Genomic DNA, 20,208 nt, shown 5'->3' with positions numbered 1-20,208 from the left:
CTTCTTTCGGGAGCCGCTCAGAAGTGCTTGGTGAGTGTGACGCCATAGAGCGGCGGATCGCTGATGTACGCGTAATTCTCGCTGCCCGTGATCGCGCCTCCGGCCGATCGCAAGCCGACGATCGTGCCGTTCACTCCGAGGTTTTGGGCGTAGACCATCATGCTGAATCCCCAGTCGGGCTTGTCCAGCGACAGCGTCAGGTTGACGGTGTCGTAGGGCCTCACGCGCAGATCCTTGTTGTTGAAAAGGTCTGTGTAAATGCCGCCCCGGTAGCGATAGTCGGCGCGTGGCGTCAAGTCCCACGAACCATCGAAATGGAACGTATATTGAGCACCCAACGCGACGGTCAAATCCGGCACGTTCGGCAAGCGATTGCCCGCAATGCTGACCGGAACGCCGCCCTGATCGGCAGCTGGAACACCGTTGAAGAGTCCGAAACCGGTCGTTAACGCTGGCGTATCGCAAACATCGAACAGCGCCGAGGATGGAAGGACGCCGGCTTTGACCAAATTGAGAACGCCACCGAAGTTTGTCGCATTGACGACGCACATGCCGGATAGCGACTTGACTGCGTAGAAGTTGGGGATGCCCTGAGTGGGATTGTAGGAATCGATCGAGTTCGCATTTGGGCCGTTTTGAATCTCAGTGTTCAGGTAACCAATCTGAGCGTTGAACAAGAGATCGGTAACTGGGCTCCATTTGCTTTCGAACTCGGTGCCGAAGATGTGAGCATCGACGTTCGAGGTGACGGTCCCGAATCCAGCAGCCTGCGTGAATTGGTAACCTTTGTAGTTATAGAAGAATCCTGTGAGATTGAGGATAAGAGTGTGGTCGAGAAGTTCGTTCTTCGTACCGATCTCGTAGGCATCCACATATTCCGGAGCGTAGGGGCTCTCGGGCACGATATTCGGCGGATTGAAGCCTCCCGACTTATAGCCTCGTGAGTAGGAGGCGTAGAGCAGTGTGGCGTCGGTGAAATCGACTGTGGGACGCCAGTCGACATTAAAGCGACCCGTCAATGCTCTGTAGTCGGCAACCTGCCCACCCGGTGGGTTGAATACGTAACCCTGACCGTAGCTGGTGCCGCCGGTCGGCGAGAGCAGGTTGGCGGCGCTGTCATTGTTGGCGAAGTTTTTCCGGTCATCTGTGTAGCGCAGTCCGCCGGTCAACCGGATATTATCGGTCGCGTCCCAATAGACCTCGCCGAACGCGGCGGTCGAGTCCAGCGTCACAGGATTGACGCTTTGATAGTAGTAGTGCCCGCCATCTGAACGAGAGGGCGGATTGTTGTCGATCGGCAGATTCAACCCAAAGAGCGGGCTCGTCCCGTAGAAGGCGTCTGCGTTGTCGAAGATGAAGACATTGTCTTGGCGCCGGTTGTGGAGATAGATTCCCCCAACACTGAAGTTTACGGGTCCGGCGAAAGACGATACGAGCCGGAGTTCCTCACTGATCTCCTGTGACGACAGATTGTCGTAGTTGCCCTCCGTATAATACGAAAGCGGCGCACCATTCGCAATTTGCGGCACGCTGAAAGGCATTCCGGGATAAGGCAGGAAGGGGATATTCGCGCGAGGCGATATCTGCCCACCGCCACCGCCGTTTTGGGAATGATCGCGATCATAGGTTGTCAACGAAACGACTTGAAGGTCGTTTGTGATGTTCCATTCCACGTTCGCTTGAATGAGCTGATTGCGGGTATGATCGGATCGAAATTCACGTCATAATGGCTCTTCAATCCAGGATTGAGTGCGAACAGGTTTCCTGGCGCAAAGCCGGCGACCACGCCAATGCGGTTACCGAACGTTCCCACGCCGTTCAGTATGCCGCCGATCACTCCAGGGTCGTAGATTGATGCGTGACCGCTCTGAAGTGTCGTACATCCGAAGCTCAGATAATTTCGAATGAGAGTGTTATTTGGATTGCCGTCCGTCAGACTCACGCCACCCACCATAGTGGGGCCGGGGTCGGTGTGACACGCATTGGTGATGTTGCCAGCGTCGCCGCTGCTGCTGTCGTCTTCTGCGAATTCTTCGAACATCACCGAAGCATGGAATTTGTCGCTCGGCTCGAAGGAAAGCGTCGCCCTTCCGGACCAAAGATTGATTCCATTCACGTCGTGACCGTTGAAGACGTTGTATTGATAGCCGTCATGCCGAGTGAAATCGCCAGCAACTCGCAGTGCGAACATGTCGCCGAGCGGGAGATTAACGTAGCCCTTGGTCTTGAAGGTGTCGTAACTGCCTCCCTCCACAGTCGCTTCTGCAGAGAACTCATCCATCGTGGGCTTGGCGGTGATGACGTTGACGACGCCGCCTGTCGCATTGCGTCCATACAGCGTACCCTGCGGGCCGCGCAGAACCTCAACACGTTCGACATCGTAAAAGTCCGCCTCGGCGAGGCGAGAGTCGGAAACGGGGGCGCCGTTTTCGTGGATGGCCACACCGGGCTCACCCGTCGCCGTAATTAGCTGGTAGCCGATACCCCGGATTGCGAAGTTCGGCTTGCCGAATAGTCCGGTCTGAAAACTCATGTTGGGAACGACAGTCGCTAAGTCGACGCCCGTGACGATGCGTTGCGCGCCTAGGTCACTGGACGTAAATGCGCTGACGGCCACGGGAGTGTTCTGCAGATCCTCCGAGCGCCGCTCTGCCGTGACCACGACTGTTTCGATTCCTCCGCCGGCACTTTGAGCCAACACTGGCGCGATCTGGCCGAGCATTCCGGCAGCCGTGAGCAATAACGCGTTCCTGATGTTCACTTTGGCCTCCCCGATGCCCTCGTCCATCAATCGGGGTTTGCCGGATTGGTGCCGAGAGTCAATTTGCGTTCGTGCCGTTTGAACCGTCAAACTGCCGAACTTACCGACAAGAATGCTGTGAGAAGGCAGAGATGGTCAATAGAATTGTGCGTTGGTCAATAGTGTGATGCAGTGCTCTTGTTGCAAATCCGCCACAAGCTGAGGTCGTAGCAATGCTTTCCGAGCAGTCAGTCGCGCGTAACGGAGTCGCCGAAATTGATGCGCGATTGGGCAATGCCTTCTTGGACGCTTCGACGCCGTAATCGAAGACGTAGTCCTTGGTTCGCCAGCTTCCGCCCTACTTGATCGCGGGGGCCAGCGCGGCAAGGCTGCTCTCAACGAGGCGAGCGCATAGGTCTCGTGCCCCGCTCCGCTCCATATCACCCACAAAGGCGAGCCGCCCTGCCTCTTCCGGTATCGCAATCACGAGGTTGAAGGCCGCGATGTTTTCCTTTGCTGTCAACATCAACTCACGTCGGCCGGCACGGACGAGCGCTAGGACGATTCGATCTCGCATATGCCGGTTTTCTTCGCTCACATGGCCGGTCATATAGCGTTCGCGCAGGATGATGTGCGCGAGCGGGCCGACGTCGGCAATTCGGTCGAAGTAGATGAGCGCCGACAAAAGTGCTGCTTCGTGAAGGGGCATCTTGCGCACGGCATCGCAGATGCCCATCGCGACCAGCGCCTGAAGCTCGCGCTTCAGCAGCGTATTGAGCAAATCATGCTGGGTCGGAAAGTAGGCATAGATGAGCGCCTTACTTATGCCTGCAGCGCGCCGAAGATCATCTGATGGTAAAGGCAGCGTACCCCGCTTCAGTAGGAGTGCCGCTGCGGCGTCGATCATCTCCTGGCGCCGAAGCTCCGGCGGCAATCGTCTACGCTTTTGAGTGATCGAAAACATCTGCTCCATTGAGTGGTTTGGCCTGTCTCCTGATTTGGATTCAAGGGATAATTCAAAAAAGACGTCGAAGCGGAAGACGTCGCCGCGAAGGTCCCGAATGGCATGTAGCAACTGCACGCAACAGCTGGGCTAGTTGCCAGACTGTCCTGTTTAGCATGGAACAAAAGGTCAACCCAGTCCTATGGCTGGGCCTGACGCCGCTTCTGGCATCTGATCCTAGCGAACAAATTAGAACCAAGCCGATGCGAAACTGCGCATAATTCGGGCTCGTAGCCCGCGAGCAGCGATCTTATTTTACGCGTTGATCCCTTACTCTCGCGCCCGCTGTCGGAATCGCAGCGGCCGGTGCGTCCCGCACATAGTGGTCAAGCCACGCAAGCGTATAGCGGATCGCTTGCTGCTGGTACCGGGAAATGAGATCGGTCCAAGCCAAGTGGCCCGCGCCCGAAAATTCGACAAAAGCTGCTGGCGCGGGCGTGCTCTCGTAGCAGCCGTCTTTGCGCTTCACCGTGGGTGTGAGGCCCAGATCAAGGGTGCCGCCCTGGTACTCCGTGGGCACGGATACACCGTTCAGTGTATGGGCGGCGACAAAGGGAGCGCACCAGGGCGACAACGCGACCACCGCCTTGATACCTGGCGTGCGCCAAGCCGGCCAAGCACCGGCAAGGCCGAGGACGGTATAGCCGCCAAGCGAATGGCCGACGAGCCCGATCCGGTCGGGGTCCGCATGAAAGGCAGGGTCGGTCAGCACTGCTTCCATGACCGCCCACATGTCATCTCGCCGACCGCTGTAGGAATCCGCGTTCCAACGTCGGTAAGAAAGGAATGACGGGTCGGGCAGGTCGCCGAAAAGCGTCCAGTTGCCGTCGGCACAGCGCGCGTCCTTGTGATTGGGCGCGACGACGAGATAGCCTGCATTGGCGAGCGCGCGCATGAGGAAACTGGATTGAGCGCCGCAGCCGCTGAACCCGTGCGAAAACAATATCAGCGGCGCAGGCCGGTCGCCGGCGACTGGCCGCCAAACGTCGACCTTTCGTCCGGCGATGATCATTCGCGTTGCGCCTTTCCGGGCGAGGCGGTCGTTTGTCGGTTCGTTGCGCGGCAATCCGATCTCGTTCCCGCCCGATTCGTAAAATCCCTGAGCTTCCGGTTCGCAACCGGTTGCCACTACTGCCAGAATGATGCTCAAGCCGCGCCGGAACCGCATTCAACCCTCGCAGGCGTCGTTCACACGCGTCCTATGAGGCGCGAGCGCATGATCGATTTCACTATTGACCTTATAACCAGTCAGAATACGTGCGGCACCGGAAATCGGTTCCGCAGCACTCACGCGCGTTGTGGTTGGATTCTCATGTCGACGCAGAAACCCGCGACCAAAAGCGGCCGTGCGAATATGGTGGCAACTTACCAATGAAAGTGTATGGGCGGTTGAAGCGGGTCCGCACCGCCGCACTCAGGCCGACGCTAGAAGCTCGGTCCGCACGTCGTGCCGTCAAGGTGCCGGATTGTGGCTCACGACGAAAGACGCATACCGATCGATGTAGGTCTGCGGAATGAATCCGGCCATCATCGAGGTCAGATGACCTTTGCCGGGCAGCACCACATTCGTGAAGTCGTCCAGCTCGCGCCACAGGCGATGGGTCATTGCCCGGGGACGGTCGAACTCGCCGTTGATCGCCATGACCGGAAATTTGATGGATGACAAATCGAAGGCCGCAAACTCTGCGTCCCGCTTGCGAAATCGCTCTTGTAGGTCTGGTGGGAAGCGGTTTGCGCCGTCGCCGTCTGGCGGCCGATCCGAGAAATTGTTGCCGATCTCTGCGCCCTTCGCCCGACGCCGCTGACGCACCAGCGCTTCGGCCCTGTCTTGATCCGGGTCTCGTCCCTCCTTGTCCGGCGGAATCCGCGTGAGCCACTCCGGCGTCTCGCGAAGCCCGCCGCCCTGGAAGCAGCATGTGATGAAGCGCTCCGGCGCTCGTATCATCAACCGAACGAGAAGGAACGCACCCATCGAAAAGCCGCCCATATGGGCCTTCTCGATGCCTTTCTGGTCCATGAACTCCAGAATGTCTTCCGCCATCGCATCATGATCAAGGGGCTTCTGCGCATCGCTCAGGCCGTGGTCGCGCATGTCGAGCGCGTAGACCTTGTTGGTTTGTGCCAGCTTCGGCGCAATTCCGTTGGAAAACCAATTTCCGATGGCGCTGCCTCGCGCTCCGTGAATGAGAACAACCGGCCAGCCAGCGCCTGCCTCGACATAATGCAGCCTGGTACCATCTTTGACGGTGAAAAATCCGTCGGGCCAGCGCCTTGGCGGACCCTCGGGACGATTTGCAAGCGTGATTTCCGGCACACACACCTCGCTCTGCGCCTATTTCGAATGGCGCCTAGTCAATGATCGCCGAGTAGATGATGTTCTTTAATTGCGCCCGGAAACCGAACGTTGCCGACGGCATGAACTGGGTCATGAACACCACGCTCATATCCTCCTTCGGGTCTACCCAGAAGATCGTCGAGGCTGCACCCCCCCAATAGTAGTCTCCGACGCCCAGAGTGCCCGCCTTGACCTGGTCGATCGTGGAGGCGAACCCGAGGCCGAAGCCCACGCCTTCGTTCGCGGTCTCGGAGAGCGCACTGAGCGCCATGGCCGCCAGATCCCTGCCATCTTTCAAATGGTTCTGATGCATCAACTCCAGCGTGCGAGGACCGATAATGCGCGCGCCGTCCAGTTCGCCGCCGCGGCGGAGCATCTCGGCGAAGCGCAGGTAATCCGACAACGTGCTCGTCAGTCCCCCGCCGCCGGAAAAGAATGAAGGCTCTTCGCGGTACAGGCTCGTCTCGGGATCGTCGATAAGTTGCAGCGTCTTGTCGGCGATGCGGCGCCGGTAGTTGGCGCAAAAACGGGAAAGCTTGTCCGGCGGGACGAAGAACGCCGTGTCCTTCATGCCGAGCGGCCCAAAGATCGTCGCCTCGAGAAATTTGTCGAACCGCATCCCCGAAATCCGCTCTGCAAGCGCGCCGCACACATCGGTCGAGAGCGAATACATCCACCGTTCGCCCGGCTCATAAAACAGGGGTATCTCCGCGAGCTTCTCCAGAAAATCCGAAAGCGTCTCCCTGGGATCGCGACGGATCTTCTGTGCCGCATAGGCCTGGTCAACCGGGTGCGCGCTGTTCGGCGCACCGAGTGCAGCAAGCATGTTTCCATACGTCAGGCCGCCTGTGTGACACAGCATATCGCGCATCGAGGCCGGCCGCTTTGGGGCGCGGGTCTTCATCGCCCCACAGTCGCCGGACTCATACACTTGTGGCCCCCGCCAGCTCGGTACGAAGCGGCTAACCGGATCATCGAGTTGGAAGGCACCCTGCTCGTAGAGGGTCATCAGTGCCACGGAAGTTATCGGCTTCGTCATGGAATAGATGCGGAAGATCGCGTCGTCCCGCATCGGCTTGTCGCGTTCGCGGTCCATGCGACCGAAGCTCTTCCAATAGGCGACATGCCCCTTGCGGACGACGGCCACTTGGCAACCCGCGATCTTCTCAGGCTCGATGTAGTGCCGCTCCAGATGTCCGGTGATGCGTGCAAGCCGGGCCGGATCGAATCCCGCTTCGCTTGGAGCCAAATCCATGAACGTCTCCTGCACAGTGATTACACGACCTATCGGTCGGCCGGCTATACGCCGAAAGTCCGTTCAGATGAGCGCTCTCGGCGCGACCGCCAATTCCTCGAGCAGCGGTGCCGCGTATGCTATGCGGCCAGTAAGGGTCTTCGGATCGCCGGTCGCGAACTGATAGACCGCCTCGGCAATGAACTCGATCGGCTGGACTCGATCTTTGGTGCGCTCGTTGATCAGGCCGTGAACAGCGACGCCGGGCGTATCCACCAGGCCAGGCGATACCGCATTCACGGCGATCCCGTACTCATAGACCTCCGATGCGAGCCCAGTTGAGAAGCGCTCGAGCGCGGCCTTGCACATGCCATATACCGTTCCGCCGCCCGCACGTGTGTAGGGCGGCTTCGGATCGATGCCGGCCGGCGAGGAGATGTTGATGATGGAGCCGCTTTTCCGCTCCTTCATGGCCGGCAGGACGAGCTGGGAAAGGTGGAAGGGGGCGTAGACCTGCACCTCCATCATCAGCTTGAAGCGCTTCTCCGGAAAATCCGTAACGGGAATGAAATAGGTGATCGCGGCGTTGTTCACGAGGATATCGATCGGCCCATAGGCGTTCACGGCAGCATCAACCAACCGCTCGCGGTCTTCTGGATGCGAGAGATCGGCCTTGACGAACATTGACTCGCCGCCGGCCTTGGTTATGCGCTCAACAGTCTCGGTCAGTGTGCCTGGCAATTTGCTCTCGCGCTCGGCGGCCGTGCGCGCAGAGGCGACGACCCTCGCCCCCTCCATCGCCAGGCGAACACTGATCGCTTCACCGATCCCACGACTGGCCCCGGTCACAAGTGCCACCTTGCCCTTTAGGGTTCCGTTCGGATTGAGCGTTGCCGACATTGAGATCTCCTCCCTCCGATGTCTGACCAAGCATGTGTCCGCCTCGAATGCGTTGGCGGCCCGCCGGCTTCAGCGTGAGCTTTGCGTTCATACGGTAACAACTCTGCCTCGGACGTCAACGCACGTACCGGATATCCTGCTTGTTACGCGACGCCGTTAAAGAAAAAGGTCAAGCACAGTGTGCGAATGGAACTGGCGGAAATCCAGCATGCAGGATCGATCAGGTGGCCGACAGATGCGGGCCGAATAAAACGGCTTGTCGAACAGCGTTTCACATGCACATAGCTGTTGCGCCTTGAGGCTGTCGGAGAGGGTCCATGCCACGGATTGTGTACCGTACCCATGCTGGTGATGTGTACGAAGTCGAAGCACCCGTTGGAACGACCGTGATGGAGGGCGCTGTTCGCAACAGCGTTCCGGGCATCGATGGTGATTGCGGCGGTGCCGCGGCTTGCGGCACATGTCATGTTTACGTCTCGGAAGATTGGTTGGGCCGCCTTCTGCCGAAGGCTGAAATGGAGCTCAACATGTTGGAGTTCGTCGAGGGAGAGCGCGCGAACTCACGACTCGGTTGTCAGATCAAGGTCGAGGCGCAGCTCGACGGCTTGGTGGTCGACCTTCCAAAAAGCCAACATTAATTTCTGCACGGATCAAATCCGCCACATCGAGGACCAAATGCCACCGCGAATGTTACCTGAGCCGACTCCAGAGACGCGCCACTTCTGGGAGGGCTGCAAAGCGGGCGAGCTTCGCCTGCAACGGTGCACCGAATGCGACGGTGGCGCGTATTTCCCCCCGCGTCCGTTTTGCCCGAAGTGCGGCAGCCGGAATGTAGAGATCTTCAGGGCCTCGGGCGAGGCCGTCTTGTGGTCATACGTAATCAATATGCGCCCGCGACCCGATATGGGAACTGACCCATACGCGATTGCCGTGGTCAAACTGGCCGAGGGACCGACCATGATGACCAATATCGTTGGCTGCCCCCAAACCCCTGAGGCGTTGCGGCTCGATATGCCGCTAAAGGTTACGTTTTCAGCGCAGAGCGATGCGATCTCGCTTCCGTTTTTCGCCGCCGTTGGGGCGTAATACGATGAAACAGAAAACCGTTGCAGTCGTCGGCGCCGCAGAAACCACCAAGATGGGCCGCATCCCGGATGTGTCCGTGATCGGCCTGCACGCCGACGCGGCGCTGAATGCGCTGGCCGACGCAGGCCTCAAGCCGTCCGACATCGATGGTGTGGCCACGGCCGGGATCAGTCCGGTCGAGCTCGCCCATTATCTCGGCATCAAGCCAACATATGCGGACGGCACAAGTGTCGGCGGATGCTCTTTCATGCTGCACGTCCGCCACGCCGCGGCGGCGATCAATGAGGGCTTTGCGAAAACCATCCTGATCACGCATGGCGAGAGCGGTCGCTCTCGCGTGGGGGCGGGCGGTTTTGGACGTGCGCCATCGAGTCTGATGGGTCAGTTCGAGATGCCTTTCGGGCCGATGGGTCCGCCCACCATGTTTACGGTGCCGGTTCTGCGATATCTGCAGGTTCGAAACTATTCGGTTGAGGACTTGGCGCATGTTGCTGTGATCCAGCGGGAGTGGGCAGCCCAAAATCCGCGCGCCAGCTACAAGGAGCCAATCTCAGTCGCCGATGTGATGAATGCCGAAATCATCGCGTGGCCCTTCACAAAGCTAATGTGTTGCTTGGTGACAGATGGTGGAGGGGCACTGATTCTCACCTCCGCCGACCGCGCAAAGGACTTCCCGCGCAAGCCAGTTTATGTCCTGGGCACGGGGGAGAGCGTGGAAACGCCGATGGTCAGCCAGATGTATGACTTTACCCATTCGACGGCCTTTCGCATCAGTGGCAAGAAGGCGTTCGAGGAGGCCGGCATTACACATGCCGACGTCGACCATTTGATGATCTACGATGCCTTCGCGCATTTGCCGCTCTACGGCCTGGAAGATCTGGGCTTCTGCAAGGAGGGTGAAGCGGCGGCGTTCATCCGCGAGCGCAACACGGCGCCCGCGAAGGACGGCAAGCCGATCGGGAAGCTGCCGCTTAATACGAACGGCGGCGGGCTCTCCTACATGCACTCGGGCATGTACGGCATGTATGCGCTGCAGGAGAGCGTGCGACAGTTGCGCGGCATTGCGCCGGCGCAGGTGCCTGGCGCGAAGATCAGCGTCGCACATGGCGTCGGCGGTATGTTTGCCGCCTCCGGCACGATCATCTTTTCCAACGAGGCCCCCTAACCACCGCGCGCCTTCAGTGCGCCACCTGTTCCTATCGGAGTCAACTATGCGGGAATATTTCAAATTCTACATCGACGGCGCCTGGGTCGATCCGCTCGAGACGCTAGAGTTTCTCGATGTGGAGAACCCGGCAACCCAGACGATTGCGGGACGGATCGCGCTCGGCTCTGGGGCGGATGTCGATCGTGCGGCGCAGGCGGCGCGGAAGGCGTTCGACGGCTGGAGCCAGTCCACACGAGAACAGCGGCTGGAGCTCTTGCAAAACATCCGGTCCGAATACCAGAAGCGGTTCGGCGATCTCGCCAAGGCCGTCACCGAGGAGATGGGCGCTCCAGCGTCGTTGGCCCAGCGCGCCCAGGTGCCGGTCGGATTGGGGCATCTGGCCGCCGCAATCGAAGTCCTCAAGAACTTCAAGTTCGAGGAAGATCGCGGCCCGACCGTGGTCGTCAAGGAACCGATCGGCGTGTGCGGCTTCATCACGCCTTGGAACTGGCCGTTGAACCAGATCGTCTGCAAGGTGGCGCCGGCGATCGCGGCGGGCTGCACGATGGTGCTGAAGCCTTCGGAATTGGCGCCCTTTTCCGGGCAGATCTTCGCCGAGATTATGCACGCGGCTGGCGTTCCGGCCGGCGTGTTCAACCTCGTGCATGGCGACGGTCCCACGGTCGGAGCGGCAATCGCCTCCCATCCGGAAGTCGACATGGTTTCCTTCACCGGCTCGACGCGCGCCGGCATCGAGGTGGCGAAGGCGGCCGCTCCGACGGTCAAGCGCGTCGCGCAAGAGTTGGGCGGCAAGAGCCCGAACATCATTCTGGACGACGAGGCTTTTGCCGCAGGCGTGGCGCGGGGAGTCGCTTCGGTGATGAACAATTCCGGTCAGAGCTGCAACGCGCCGACTCGGATGCTGGTCCCGTCCGCGCGGATGGGCGAGGCTATCGCTGTGGCCAAAGAGACGGCGGAGAAGCTCATTGTCGGCGATCCGAACGGCAACAGCCATCTCGGCCCGGTGGTCTCGAAAACGCAGTTCGACAAGATTCAGCTGCTGATTCAGTCAGGTATTGATGAGGGCGCCACCCTGGTCACGGGCGGTATTGGAAGGCCGGACGGCCTGACAAGCGGCTACTACGTGAAGCCCACGGTCTTTGCCCATGTCGAGAACGACATGACCATCGCCCGGGAGGAGATTTTTGGGCCTGTGCTGTCGATCCTGGGCTACGCGTCGCTCGGCGAGGCGATCCAGATCGGCAACGACACCGAATACGGGCTGGCCGCCTATGTGCAGTCCGCCGACCTTCAGAAGGCGCGTGCCGTGGCTTCGAAGCTGCGCGCCGGCCAGGTTTCGATCAACGGCGGGGGCGACATAACGGCCCCCTTCGGCGGCTATAAAATGAGCGGCAACGGACGCGAGTGGGGCGACTACGGCTTTCAGGAATTCCTGGAGACCAAGGCGATCCTTGGCTACACGCCCAAACAGGCCGCCTGACCATACACAAAATAAAGGGACTGAACCATGAAGGCCGCCGTGCTGCGCGAACCGCGTAAACCCTTGCAGATAGAAGACGTCGAGATTTCGAAGCCGGGAGCGCACGAGGTGCTCATCCGCACCTCTGCCGCCGGGCTTTGCCATTCCGATCTCCATTTCATCGAAGGCATCTATCCGTACCCTCTGCCCGCGGTGCTGGGGCATGAGAGTGCCGGTGTGGTCGAGGCCGTTGGCTCGGAAGTTCGCACCGTTCGGCCTGGAGACCACGTCATCACCTGTCTTTCAGCGTTCTGCGGTCACTGCGAGCACTGCCTCGGCGGCCATATGAGCAGATGCCAATCGCCCGAGACCAAGCGCGGCAAGGACGAGCCGTCACGGCTCACCCTCGCGGGAGCCCCGCTGCCGCACTTCTTCAATCTTTCGTCGTTCGCCGAGCAAATGCTCGTCCACGAGCACTCCTGCGTTGCGATCCGCAAGGACATGCCACTCGATCGCGCAGCACTGATCGGCTGCTCGGTGATGACGGGCGTCGGGGCTGCAATTCACACCTCCAATGTTCGTCCAGGTGATACCGTGGCCGTCATCGGTTGCGGCGGCGTCGGTCTCTCCGCGATCAACGGGGCGGCAATCGCCGGGGCTGGTCGCATCATTGCAATCGACGCGGTTACCTCTAAGGAGTCCTTGGCACGCGAATTTGGCGCGACCGACTTCATCGACGCGTCGCGAACGGACGCCGTCAAGGAGGTTCTGGAATTGACCAAGGGCGGCGTACACCACTCGTTCGAAGCTATCGGGCTTGCGAAGACGGCCGAGCAGGCATTCAACATGCTGCGTCGCGGGGGTACAGCCAATGTCATCGGTATGATACCGCCGGGCCAAATGGTCTCGCTGATGGGCGCCGCCTTCCTGGGAGAGAAACGCATCCAGGGTTCGATGATGGGCTCGAATCGCTTTCCCATCGATATGCCGCGACTGGTTGACTTCTACCTGTCAGGCCAGCTCAAGCTCGACAAGCTCATCTCGCGACGCATCCGGCTCGATCAGGTGAACGAAGGCTTTGCGGACATGAAGACAGGCGAACTCGCGCGGTCGGTCATCGTCTTCTCCTGAACGAATGGCGCAGCTTCAAACAACGGGAGGACAACCATGGGGCTCTTGGACGGTAAGGTCGCGATCATCACAGGGGCGGGCGGTGGGCTCGGCGAAGCCTATGCGAAGTTGTTTGCGAAGGAAGGCGCCGCGGTCGTCGTCAACGATTTGGGCGGTGCCCGCGACGGCTCGGGTTCAGGCTCGAGCGCTGCTGCCAATAAGGTGGTGGCCGACATTACGGCCGCGGGCGGCCGCGCGGTCGCGAACGCCGACGATGTCTCCACCATCGCCGGCGGCGAGAACATCCTGAAGAGCGCTTTGGAAGCCTTCGGCCAGGTCGACATCCTCGTCTGCAATGCCGGCATTCTACGCGACCGCACCTTCTCCAATATGACGGAGGAGGACTGGGACCTTGTGGTCAAGGTGCACCTCAAAGGGACCTATTGCTGCACCATGCCGGTTTGGAAATGGCTGCGGGCCAATGGAAAGCCGGGCGTGATCATTATGACCTCGTCGACCTCCGGCCTGTACGGCAATTTCGGGCAGTCGAACTACGGAGCCGCCAAGGCCGGCATCTACGGCTTCATGCGCGTGCTCTCGATAGAGGGACGCAAGTACGATATTCGCGTGATGGGACTTGCTCCCGGGGCGTTTACCCGCATGACCTCGGACTTGCCCGGCCGCCAGGGGCGCGAGCCGGATCCGATGAGCTTTCCGGAAAACATCGCGCCTGGTGTGCTGTTCATGGCATCCGACCTGGCCGCCGATCACACCGGCAAGGTCCTTGCCGTTTCCGCGCGTGGTGTGGCGGAGATCAAAATGCTCCAGGCGGAAGGCTTTCGTCCCGGCCATCCCTACACGGCTCAGGACGTGGCGGAACATGCCGATGCCGTGTTCTTTGCGGCTTCCAACGAGCGCGTGCTTGCGCGGACCTAGACCGGCTACCGGTTCCGGAAGGGGCCGAAAAAGATGGGTATGCGGCCGGGTACAAAAACAGTATGATTGTCCTGTATCGCTTCCTTGGAGCTTGGAGCGCGCTATCGGGACACCGAATTGTGGATCGAACGGCGGTTCCGTGAACTGATGCCGTGAAATACGATTTCAAGCACCCGGCGCATCACATCGGCAGTGTCAGGGCCAAAGCGCTCTCCGCCGCCACGGATATCCTCGCAACCCAAGGCGTCGACAATCTCAATCTGCGGGCAATTGCTGAAAAAGCGGGAATAGGCCTCGCCTCCATCTACCACTACTTCTCGAACAAGGAGGAACTTCTCCTCAGTCTCGCCGTCATGGGATATGAGGATCTACGGCGCGACATCATACGGTTTCAAGAGCGACGCGAATTTCCTACGCCTGTCGCGGCCGGCGCGCGAGCTTATTTCGGGTTTGCCCAGGCGCGGCCCGCCTTGTTCTCGCTGATGTTCAGCGAACGCTTGATGGCGCGACACGAGTCGCTTCGGGAAGCCGAACATAAGACGTTCCTGGCCTATCAGGCGGCCGTCAAGGAAGACGGCCGCTTTCCGGCGGCGCAGCAGGCAAATGTGGCCGTCGCATTATGGGCACTGGGGCGTGGGATCGCGGCGATGATCTCATCCCAGCCGGACCGTCGGCTCCCGCGGGAACTGGCCGATCAGATCGCGGCCGGAGCGAACTATCTGATCAATCACTCGGATCAGCCGAGAACCGCGCCCCGGCGGTCGTCAAGGCGAGTTTGATCTTGGCATTGTGGAACGCCGTTCGAATGGCTCTTTTTGGGGTTGGGCTGCAGACATAAGCGGCTTTGGGAGGCATCGGTGAGTAATGACATTGTCGGCGTACCCTGCTCGCGCAGCGCCGTGGGTGAAGAGTCGTTTAGAACGCAGTCTCAAGTTCAGCACGCGCCGAGCAATGCTTATGAATGACATTGCCGCTCGCACAAATCTGTACGCTCGTCTCGACGACGCCGCTCGCGTCGGCATGACGCTTGCCGTGTGGGCTGACACGCAGCCCGACCGCATTGCTGTTCACGATCCGTCAGGGCGGCTTCACTCCTTCGCAAAGGTGAACGCCAACGCCAATCGCCTCGCGCGACTGCTGCGCAGCCGGGGCCTTAAGCCGGGCGACTCGCTAGCGCTCGTGTGCTCGAACCGTGCGGAATTTGTCGAGGTCCTGGCCGCCACGCTTCGCACCGGCATCCGATTGACGCCAGTCAACTGGCATCTGACCGCGGACGAGATCGCTTACATTATCCGCGATTGTGATGCGAAAGCCATCGTCGGCGATGCGCGCGTAGCCGCCATGGCCGAGGCTGCGGCGGCCTGCCCGGACGTTCTGCTCAAGCTCGCGGTGGGAGACGAAATCGAGGGGTTCGAATCGTATGACGACGCCCTTGCGCCGTACGACGACAGAGACATTCACGATCCGGTTCTCGGCAACGCCATGATGTACACGTCCGGCACGACGGGGCGTCCGAAAGGCGTTTTTCGTCCTGCACAGGCGATCGTACCTCCGAGTTCCTACGCACTGAAGGGCTATGATCCCGCGACATCGGTTCAGCTTTGTGCCGGGCCTGCATACCATGCAGCGCCGCTCGCATTTGACGTTCGTGCAGCCATGGGCGCCGGCGTTCCGCTGATCTTCATGGACAAGTGGGACTCCGAGCGCGTGTTGAAGACCATTGCTGAGAAGAAGGTGACGCACCTCCATCTGGTGCCGATCATGTTTCAGCGGCTGCTCGCGTTGCCGGACCATGTCAAAGCGAAGTACGACGTCGGCCACGTCAAATATATCGTTCACGGCGCCGCTCCATGCCCGCCCGACGTCAAATACGCGATGATCGAGTGGTTCGGCCCCGTCCTCAGCGAATATTATGCCGGGTCGGAAGGCGGTGCCGGCTTCACCATCTCGGCGGAGGAATGGCTGCGAAAGCCCGGCAGCGTCGGGAAGCGCCCCGAGGTGCTCAAGGTCCGAATCCTCGACGAAGCGGGGCGGGATCTTCCGAACGGACAGCCCGGCATGATCTATCAACAACTGCCGCCGGGCGGCGGGTTTACCTATTACAAGGATGAAAAGAAGACCCAAGCAGCCCGGGTGGACGATTTCTTCACGATGGGCGACGTCGGCTATTTCGACGACGAGGACTATCTGTTCCTCACGGGCCGCAATGCGGAGACTATCATCTCGGGCGGCGTCAATATTTATCCGCAGGAGATCGACAATGAGCTGATTAAGCACGAGGCGGTGGCCGACTCGTCGACAGTCGGTGTTCCGGATCCCGAATGGGGCGAGCAGGTTCGTGCCGTCATCATGCTGAAGCCGGGTTATGTGCCCTCCGACGAGTTGGCGCAGGACATCCTGAATTATGCCCGCAGCAGGCTCCCGGGCTTCAAGGTGCCGAAGAAGGTCGACTTCGTGACGGAACTGCCGCGTTCTGAGGCCGGCAAGATCCAGCGCAACAAGGTCCGCGCACCTTACTGGGCGGGCCGGGAGCGTCAGATATGAAGCCGGCCACATCGGACTTGTCCGGAAACACCGCGACTTGGGAGATCCAATATGACGGACATCGATGACACTGAATTGGAAGTCTTTCGTGCCGAGGCGCATGACTGGTTGTCGGCGAACTTCCCTCAATCGCTCAAGAACAGAGGAGCGATGATGCTGGTCGAGGGCCGGGGACCTACCGATCCCGACTATCTGGGCTGGAAGGCAGCGGTGGCGGAGAAAGGCTGGGGCGCGCCGACCTGGCCCGCGCAATTTGGCGGCGGTGGCCTCTCGCGCGAGAAGGCGCGGATTCTCCTGCAGGAGATGAGCCGTATCGGCGCGTGGAATCCGATCGGTGGAATGGGCATCTCGATGTTCGGCCCAACGCTTCTGGAATACGGCAACGAGAAGCAAAAGGCGGAACACATTCCATATATTACGCGCGGCGAACGGCGCTGGTGCCAGGGCTATTCCGAGCCCGGCGCGGGCTCTGATCTCGCGAGTTTGCGGACGCAGGCGATCGATAAGGGCGACCACTTCCTCGTCAACGGCCAGAAGATCTGGACCAGCGGCGCCCACTATGCCGATTGGTGTTTCTGCCTTGTCCGCACCGACAACACGCGGAAGCATGAAGGCATCAGCTTCCTCATGATCGATATGCGCACGCCGGGTGTCGCCGCGCGCCCGATCCGGTTGATTTCCGGTCATTCGCCGTTCTGTGAGACTTTCTTCACCGACGTAAAGGTGCCGAAGGGGAATCTGCTAGGCCCGCTCAACGGCGGCTGGACCATCGGCAAGCGGCTTCTTCAGTTCGAGCGCGACGGCCAGGGTGGCAATACGCGTGGAGCTTCCCTTCGCGGCGGCGACACGCGCTCCGTCGACGAGATCGCCAAGGCTTATGTCGGCGCGGACGCCAGCGGCCGCATTGCAGATGCCGATTTGCGCGTTCGCATTGCGGACCATGGCATGAACGTCGCGGCGATGCGGCTGACGCTTCAGCGTATGGCTGACGACGCCCGGTCCAATCAGGGGCCGTCCGCGGTCACCTCGATCTTGAAGAATGCCAATGTGCGCAACAACCAGGATCGCGCCGAGCTGATGGTCGAGATCATGGGATTCCAGGGTCTCGGATGGGAAGGCGACAGCTACTCGAAGAACGAGATCGATGCGACGCGCACCTGGCTTTCGGGCAAGGCCCAGTCGATCTATGGCGGCTCGAACGAAATTCAGAACAACATCATTGCCAAGCGGATTCTTGGCTTGCTCGATCACCAGTAGAGGTTGGAGAACACCGATGAGCGCTGCAGAGAAAATCGATACCGATCTCGAAGCCTTCCGCGCCGAAGCGCGCCAGTGGATCGAGCAGAACTTTCCACCGTCGCTCAAGCACAAGGGCGGCATGATGATGACCGAAGGCGGGGCCGCCGGCGGCGAGGATTTCGCGAAGTGGAAGAAGGTGATGGGGGATAAGGGGTGGGGCACGCCAACTTACCCTAAGCAATATGGCGGTGGCGGATTGTCAACGGCGCAGGCGCGCGTGCTGCAACAGGAACTGACCCGCGCCGGCGCGTTCAATCCGATTGGCGGGATGGGCGTGATGATGTTCGGCCCGACGCTTCTCGAATACGGCAATGAGGCACAAAAGGCGACGCATGTCCCTGGGATCGTGAAGGGCACGGTGTGGTGGTGCCAAGGCTATTCGGAGCCTGGCGCAGGCTCCGATCTGGCGAGCTTGCGGACCCAGGCGGTCGACAAGGGCGACCACTTCCTCGTCAACGGCCAGAAAGTCTGGACGTCTGGCGCGCAATATGCGGATTGGTGCTTCTGCCTCGTGCGCACCGACAACACGCGCAAGCACGAGGGCATATCCTTTCTGCTGATCGACATGAAGTCGCCGGGCATCGAGGTTCGCCCGATCAAGCTAATCTCCGGCAACTCGCCGTTCTGCGAGACCTTCTTCACCGACGTAAAGGTGCCCAAGGAGAACCTGATGGGACCGCTGAACGGCGGCTGGACCATCGGCAAGCGGCTTCTCCAGTTCGAACGCCAGGGTTTGAGCGCGGGAGCAGGCGGTGGCGCCGCGCGCGGCGGCGAGAACAGATCGCTCGACGTGGTGGCAAAAATCTATGTGGGCGCAGAAGACAACGGCCGGCTGTCCGATGGCGACCTACGGGCGCGCATCACCAACCACATGATGGATCAGCGCGCGTTCATGCTCACGATCCAGCGCGCGATGGCGGAAGCAAAGGGAAATGCCTCCCCCTCCAACACAACCTCGATCATGAAGAACGCCGGCTCGCGGATCGGTCAGGAGCGCGCCGAGTTGTTGATCGAAATCATGGGCCATCAGGGTCTCGGCTGGGAGGGCAGCGGCTTTGCCAGGGACGAGCTCGAGACTGTTCGCGGCTGGCTCGGCGGCAAGGCAACGACGATCTTTGGCGGCTCCCACGAAATCCAGAACAACATCATCGCCAAGCGCATCCTTGGCCTCCTCGACCATCAATAACCAACACACTCGGATGGAAATCCAATGGCAGTCTTGACAGAAGAACAATCGATGATCCGCGACGGCGCGAAGTCGTGGGTACAGGAGAAATCGCCCGTCACCGCCTTTCGCAAGCTGCGCGACAGCGGCAACCCGGACGGATTCGACCGCGCGGTGTGGGCCGAGATGGCGGAAATGGGGTGGGCCGGCATACTGATTCCGGAAGAATTCGGCGGCACCGGTCTGGGCTATGTCACGCTTGGCCTGGTGCTCGAAGAGACCGGCCGCACGCTCACGGCCTCGCCCCTGATTTCAACGGCGCTCACGGCCACGACGGCCCTGTTGCTGGCGGGCTCCGAGGCGCAGAAGGGAAAGTATCTGTCTGCGATTGCGGCGGGCGAGTTGGTTGCCACCTTGGCGGTTGATGAAGGTCCGCATCACGCTCCAGAGAAAATCGCGCTCAAAGGCGAGAAGGCGGGATCGGGTATCAAGCTGAACGGCAAGAAGACCTTCGTGCTTGATGGCAGCGTGGCCGATCTTATCATCGTCGCGGCGCGCACCTCTGGCAAACCAGGTGACAAAGGCGGTATTACGCTGGCGTTGGTGGATGGCAAGGCGCCCGGCCTTTCGCGCGAGGCGCTGAAGACGGTAGACTCTCGCGGCTACGCCAACCTGACGTTCAAGGATGTCGAGGGCGAAGTACTTGGCGCATTCGACCAGGGCCAGGGCGTCCTCGAAACGACGCTCGATCGTGCCCGCGCAGGCCTCGCAGCCGAGATGCTCGGCCACGCGGCGCAATCCTTCGATGTCACGCTTGAATATCTCAAGACCCGCGAGCAGTTTGGCCAAAAGATCGGAACCTTCCAGGCGCTCCAGCATCGCGCCGCGAAGATGTTCACCGACCTGGAGCTCGGACGCTCCTGTGTCGAAGGCGCGTTGGCGGCAATCGACCGCGACGCGAACGATGTGGCGCAGCTCGCCTCACTCGCCAAGGCAAAGGTGGGCGACCTGGTGCATCTCGTCTCCAACGAGATGGTGCAGATGCATGGCGGCATTGGCATGACCGATGCGCACGAGGCCGGTTTCTATCTCAAGCGCGCCCGCGCGCAGGAGGCGACTTTCGGCAACCAATCCTATCACCGGGACCGCTATGCCACGCTGCTGGGATACTAGGTCTTACGCCGGCGGGGCTGGCGCGAGCAACGCCGTCCGAGGTCGGCAGCTGTCAG

General features: G+C 60.5%; 17 protein-coding genes. 10 read left to right on the top strand and 7 right to left on the bottom strand.

Annotated elements, in window-relative coordinates; genetic code table 11:
- Window positions 1-17: 17 nt before the first annotated feature.
- The 7 genes from WDN01_14505 to WDN01_14475 form a co-directional block, all read right to left on the bottom strand.
- Window positions 18-1,673, bottom strand: coding sequence for a TonB-dependent receptor (locus WDN01_14505; protein ID MEJ0027237.1), 1,656 nt, complete (start codon window positions 1,671-1,673; stop codon window positions 18-20).
- Window positions 1,631-2,788: a TonB-dependent receptor gene (locus WDN01_14500; GenBank protein MEJ0027236.1), complete on the bottom strand. Its 1,158-nt coding sequence runs from the start codon at window positions 2,786-2,788 to the stop codon at window positions 1,631-1,633. Before WDN01_14500 ends, WDN01_14505 begins: the two co-directional genes overlap by 43 nt.
- A 310-nt stretch (window positions 2,789-3,098) precedes the next feature.
- A complete protein-coding gene (locus WDN01_14495) occupies window positions 3,099-3,821 on the bottom strand; it encodes a TetR/AcrR family transcriptional regulator (protein MEJ0027235.1) in 723 nt (240 codons plus the stop codon).
- Between the two features lie 172 nt (window positions 3,822-3,993).
- Window positions 3,994-4,893, bottom strand: coding sequence for an alpha/beta fold hydrolase (locus tag WDN01_14490; protein ID MEJ0027234.1), 900 nt, complete (start codon window positions 4,891-4,893; stop codon window positions 3,994-3,996).
- A gap of 303 nt (window positions 4,894-5,196) precedes the next feature.
- Window positions 5,197-6,057 (bottom strand): alpha/beta hydrolase, encoded by an 861-nt coding sequence (locus WDN01_14485; GenBank protein ID MEJ0027233.1) that lies wholly within the window; start codon window positions 6,055-6,057, stop codon window positions 5,197-5,199.
- A 34-nt stretch (window positions 6,058-6,091) separates the two neighbouring features.
- Window positions 6,092-7,333 (bottom strand): serine hydrolase domain-containing protein, encoded by a 1,242-nt coding sequence (locus WDN01_14480; GenBank protein MEJ0027232.1) that lies wholly within the window; start codon window positions 7,331-7,333, stop codon window positions 6,092-6,094.
- A 63-nt stretch (window positions 7,334-7,396) separates the two neighbouring features.
- Window positions 7,397-8,212 (bottom strand): SDR family NAD(P)-dependent oxidoreductase, encoded by an 816-nt coding sequence (locus tag WDN01_14475; protein ID MEJ0027231.1) that lies wholly within the window; start codon window positions 8,210-8,212, stop codon window positions 7,397-7,399.
- Window positions 8,213-8,529: 317 nt separating this feature from the next.
- On the opposite strand from WDN01_14475, the gene WDN01_14470 reads away from it, so the two are divergent.
- From WDN01_14470 to WDN01_14425, 10 genes are all read left to right on the top strand, one after another.
- Complete coding sequence (locus WDN01_14470; protein MEJ0027230.1) at window positions 8,530-8,850, top strand: 2Fe-2S iron-sulfur cluster-binding protein; 321 nt, start codon at window positions 8,530-8,532, stop codon at window positions 8,848-8,850.
- 452 nt (window positions 8,851-9,302) lie between these two features.
- The gene (locus WDN01_14465; GenBank protein MEJ0027229.1) at window positions 9,303-10,463 is read left to right on the top strand and encodes a hypothetical protein; all 1,161 of its coding nucleotides are present in this window, start codon (window positions 9,303-9,305) and stop codon (window positions 10,461-10,463) included.
- Window positions 10,464-10,509: 46 nt separating this feature from the next.
- Window positions 10,510-11,946, top strand: a complete 1,437-nt coding sequence (locus WDN01_14460) for an aldehyde dehydrogenase family protein (protein MEJ0027228.1) — start codon at window positions 10,510-10,512, stop codon at window positions 11,944-11,946.
- Between the two features lie 27 nt (window positions 11,947-11,973).
- Window positions 11,974-13,056 carry a Zn-dependent alcohol dehydrogenase gene (locus WDN01_14455; protein MEJ0027227.1) on the top strand — a complete coding sequence of 361 codons (1,083 nt, stop codon included), beginning with the start codon at window positions 11,974-11,976 and terminating at the stop codon, window positions 13,054-13,056.
- A 36-nt stretch (window positions 13,057-13,092) separates the two neighbouring features.
- Window positions 13,093-13,971, top strand: coding sequence for an SDR family NAD(P)-dependent oxidoreductase (locus tag WDN01_14450; protein ID MEJ0027226.1), 879 nt, complete (start codon window positions 13,093-13,095; stop codon window positions 13,969-13,971).
- Window positions 13,972-14,123: 152 nt separating this feature from the next.
- Window positions 14,124-14,750 (top strand): TetR/AcrR family transcriptional regulator, encoded by a 627-nt coding sequence (locus tag WDN01_14445; GenBank protein MEJ0027225.1) that lies wholly within the window; start codon window positions 14,124-14,126, stop codon window positions 14,748-14,750.
- A 178-nt stretch (window positions 14,751-14,928) separates the two neighbouring features.
- Window positions 14,929-16,515 carry an AMP-binding protein gene (locus WDN01_14440; GenBank protein ID MEJ0027224.1) on the top strand — a complete coding sequence of 529 codons (1,587 nt, stop codon included), beginning with the start codon at window positions 14,929-14,931 and terminating at the stop codon, window positions 16,513-16,515.
- 51 nt (window positions 16,516-16,566) lie between these two features.
- Window positions 16,567-17,772: an acyl-CoA dehydrogenase family protein gene (locus tag WDN01_14435; protein ID MEJ0027223.1), complete on the top strand. Its 1,206-nt coding sequence runs from the start codon at window positions 16,567-16,569 to the stop codon at window positions 17,770-17,772.
- Window positions 17,773-17,788: 16 nt separating this feature from the next.
- Window positions 17,789-19,000, top strand: coding sequence for an acyl-CoA dehydrogenase family protein (locus tag WDN01_14430; GenBank protein MEJ0027222.1), 1,212 nt, complete (start codon window positions 17,789-17,791; stop codon window positions 18,998-19,000).
- A gap of 24 nt (window positions 19,001-19,024) precedes the next feature.
- Window positions 19,025-20,152: an acyl-CoA dehydrogenase family protein gene (locus WDN01_14425; GenBank protein MEJ0027221.1), complete on the top strand. Its 1,128-nt coding sequence runs from the start codon at window positions 19,025-19,027 to the stop codon at window positions 20,150-20,152.
- The last annotated feature ends 56 nt before the right edge of the window (window positions 20,153-20,208 follow it).

The sequence above is a fragment of the Rhizomicrobium sp. genome, assembly GCA_037200985.1.
GTDB lineage: Bacteria > Pseudomonadota > Alphaproteobacteria > Micropepsales > Micropepsaceae > Rhizomicrobium.
This window is presented reverse-complemented; position numbering and strand designations above follow the sequence as displayed.

Bases quoted from the DNA above. Each gene is read 5' to 3' on its own strand.
- WDN01_14500 (MEJ0027236.1), bottom strand. From the start codon at position 2,788: ATGGACGAGGGCATCGGGGAGGCCAAAGTGAACATCAGGAACGCGTTA.
- WDN01_14480 (MEJ0027232.1), bottom strand. From the start codon at position 7,333: ATGGATTTGGCTCCAAGCGAAGCGGGATTCGATCCGGCCCGGCTTGCA.
- WDN01_14475 (MEJ0027231.1), bottom strand. From the start codon at position 8,212: ATGTCGGCAACGCTCAATCCGAACGGAACCCTAAAGGGCAAGGTGGCA.
- WDN01_14470 (MEJ0027230.1), top strand. From the start codon at position 8,530: ATGCCACGGATTGTGTACCGTACCCATGCTGGTGATGTGTACGAAGTC.
- WDN01_14465 (MEJ0027229.1), top strand. From the start codon at position 9,303: ATGAAACAGAAAACCGTTGCAGTCGTCGGCGCCGCAGAAACCACCAAG.
- WDN01_14460 (MEJ0027228.1), top strand. From the start codon at position 10,510: ATGCGGGAATATTTCAAATTCTACATCGACGGCGCCTGGGTCGATCCG.
- WDN01_14455 (MEJ0027227.1), top strand. From the start codon at position 11,974: ATGAAGGCCGCCGTGCTGCGCGAACCGCGTAAACCCTTGCAGATAGAA.
- WDN01_14450 (MEJ0027226.1), top strand. From the start codon at position 13,093: ATGGGGCTCTTGGACGGTAAGGTCGCGATCATCACAGGGGCGGGCGGT.
- WDN01_14440 (MEJ0027224.1), top strand. From the start codon at position 14,929: ATGAATGACATTGCCGCTCGCACAAATCTGTACGCTCGTCTCGACGAC.
- WDN01_14435 (MEJ0027223.1), top strand. From the start codon at position 16,567: ATGACGGACATCGATGACACTGAATTGGAAGTCTTTCGTGCCGAGGCG.
- WDN01_14430 (MEJ0027222.1), top strand. From the start codon at position 17,789: ATGAGCGCTGCAGAGAAAATCGATACCGATCTCGAAGCCTTCCGCGCC.
- WDN01_14425 (MEJ0027221.1), top strand. From the start codon at position 19,025: ATGGCAGTCTTGACAGAAGAACAATCGATGATCCGCGACGGCGCGAAG.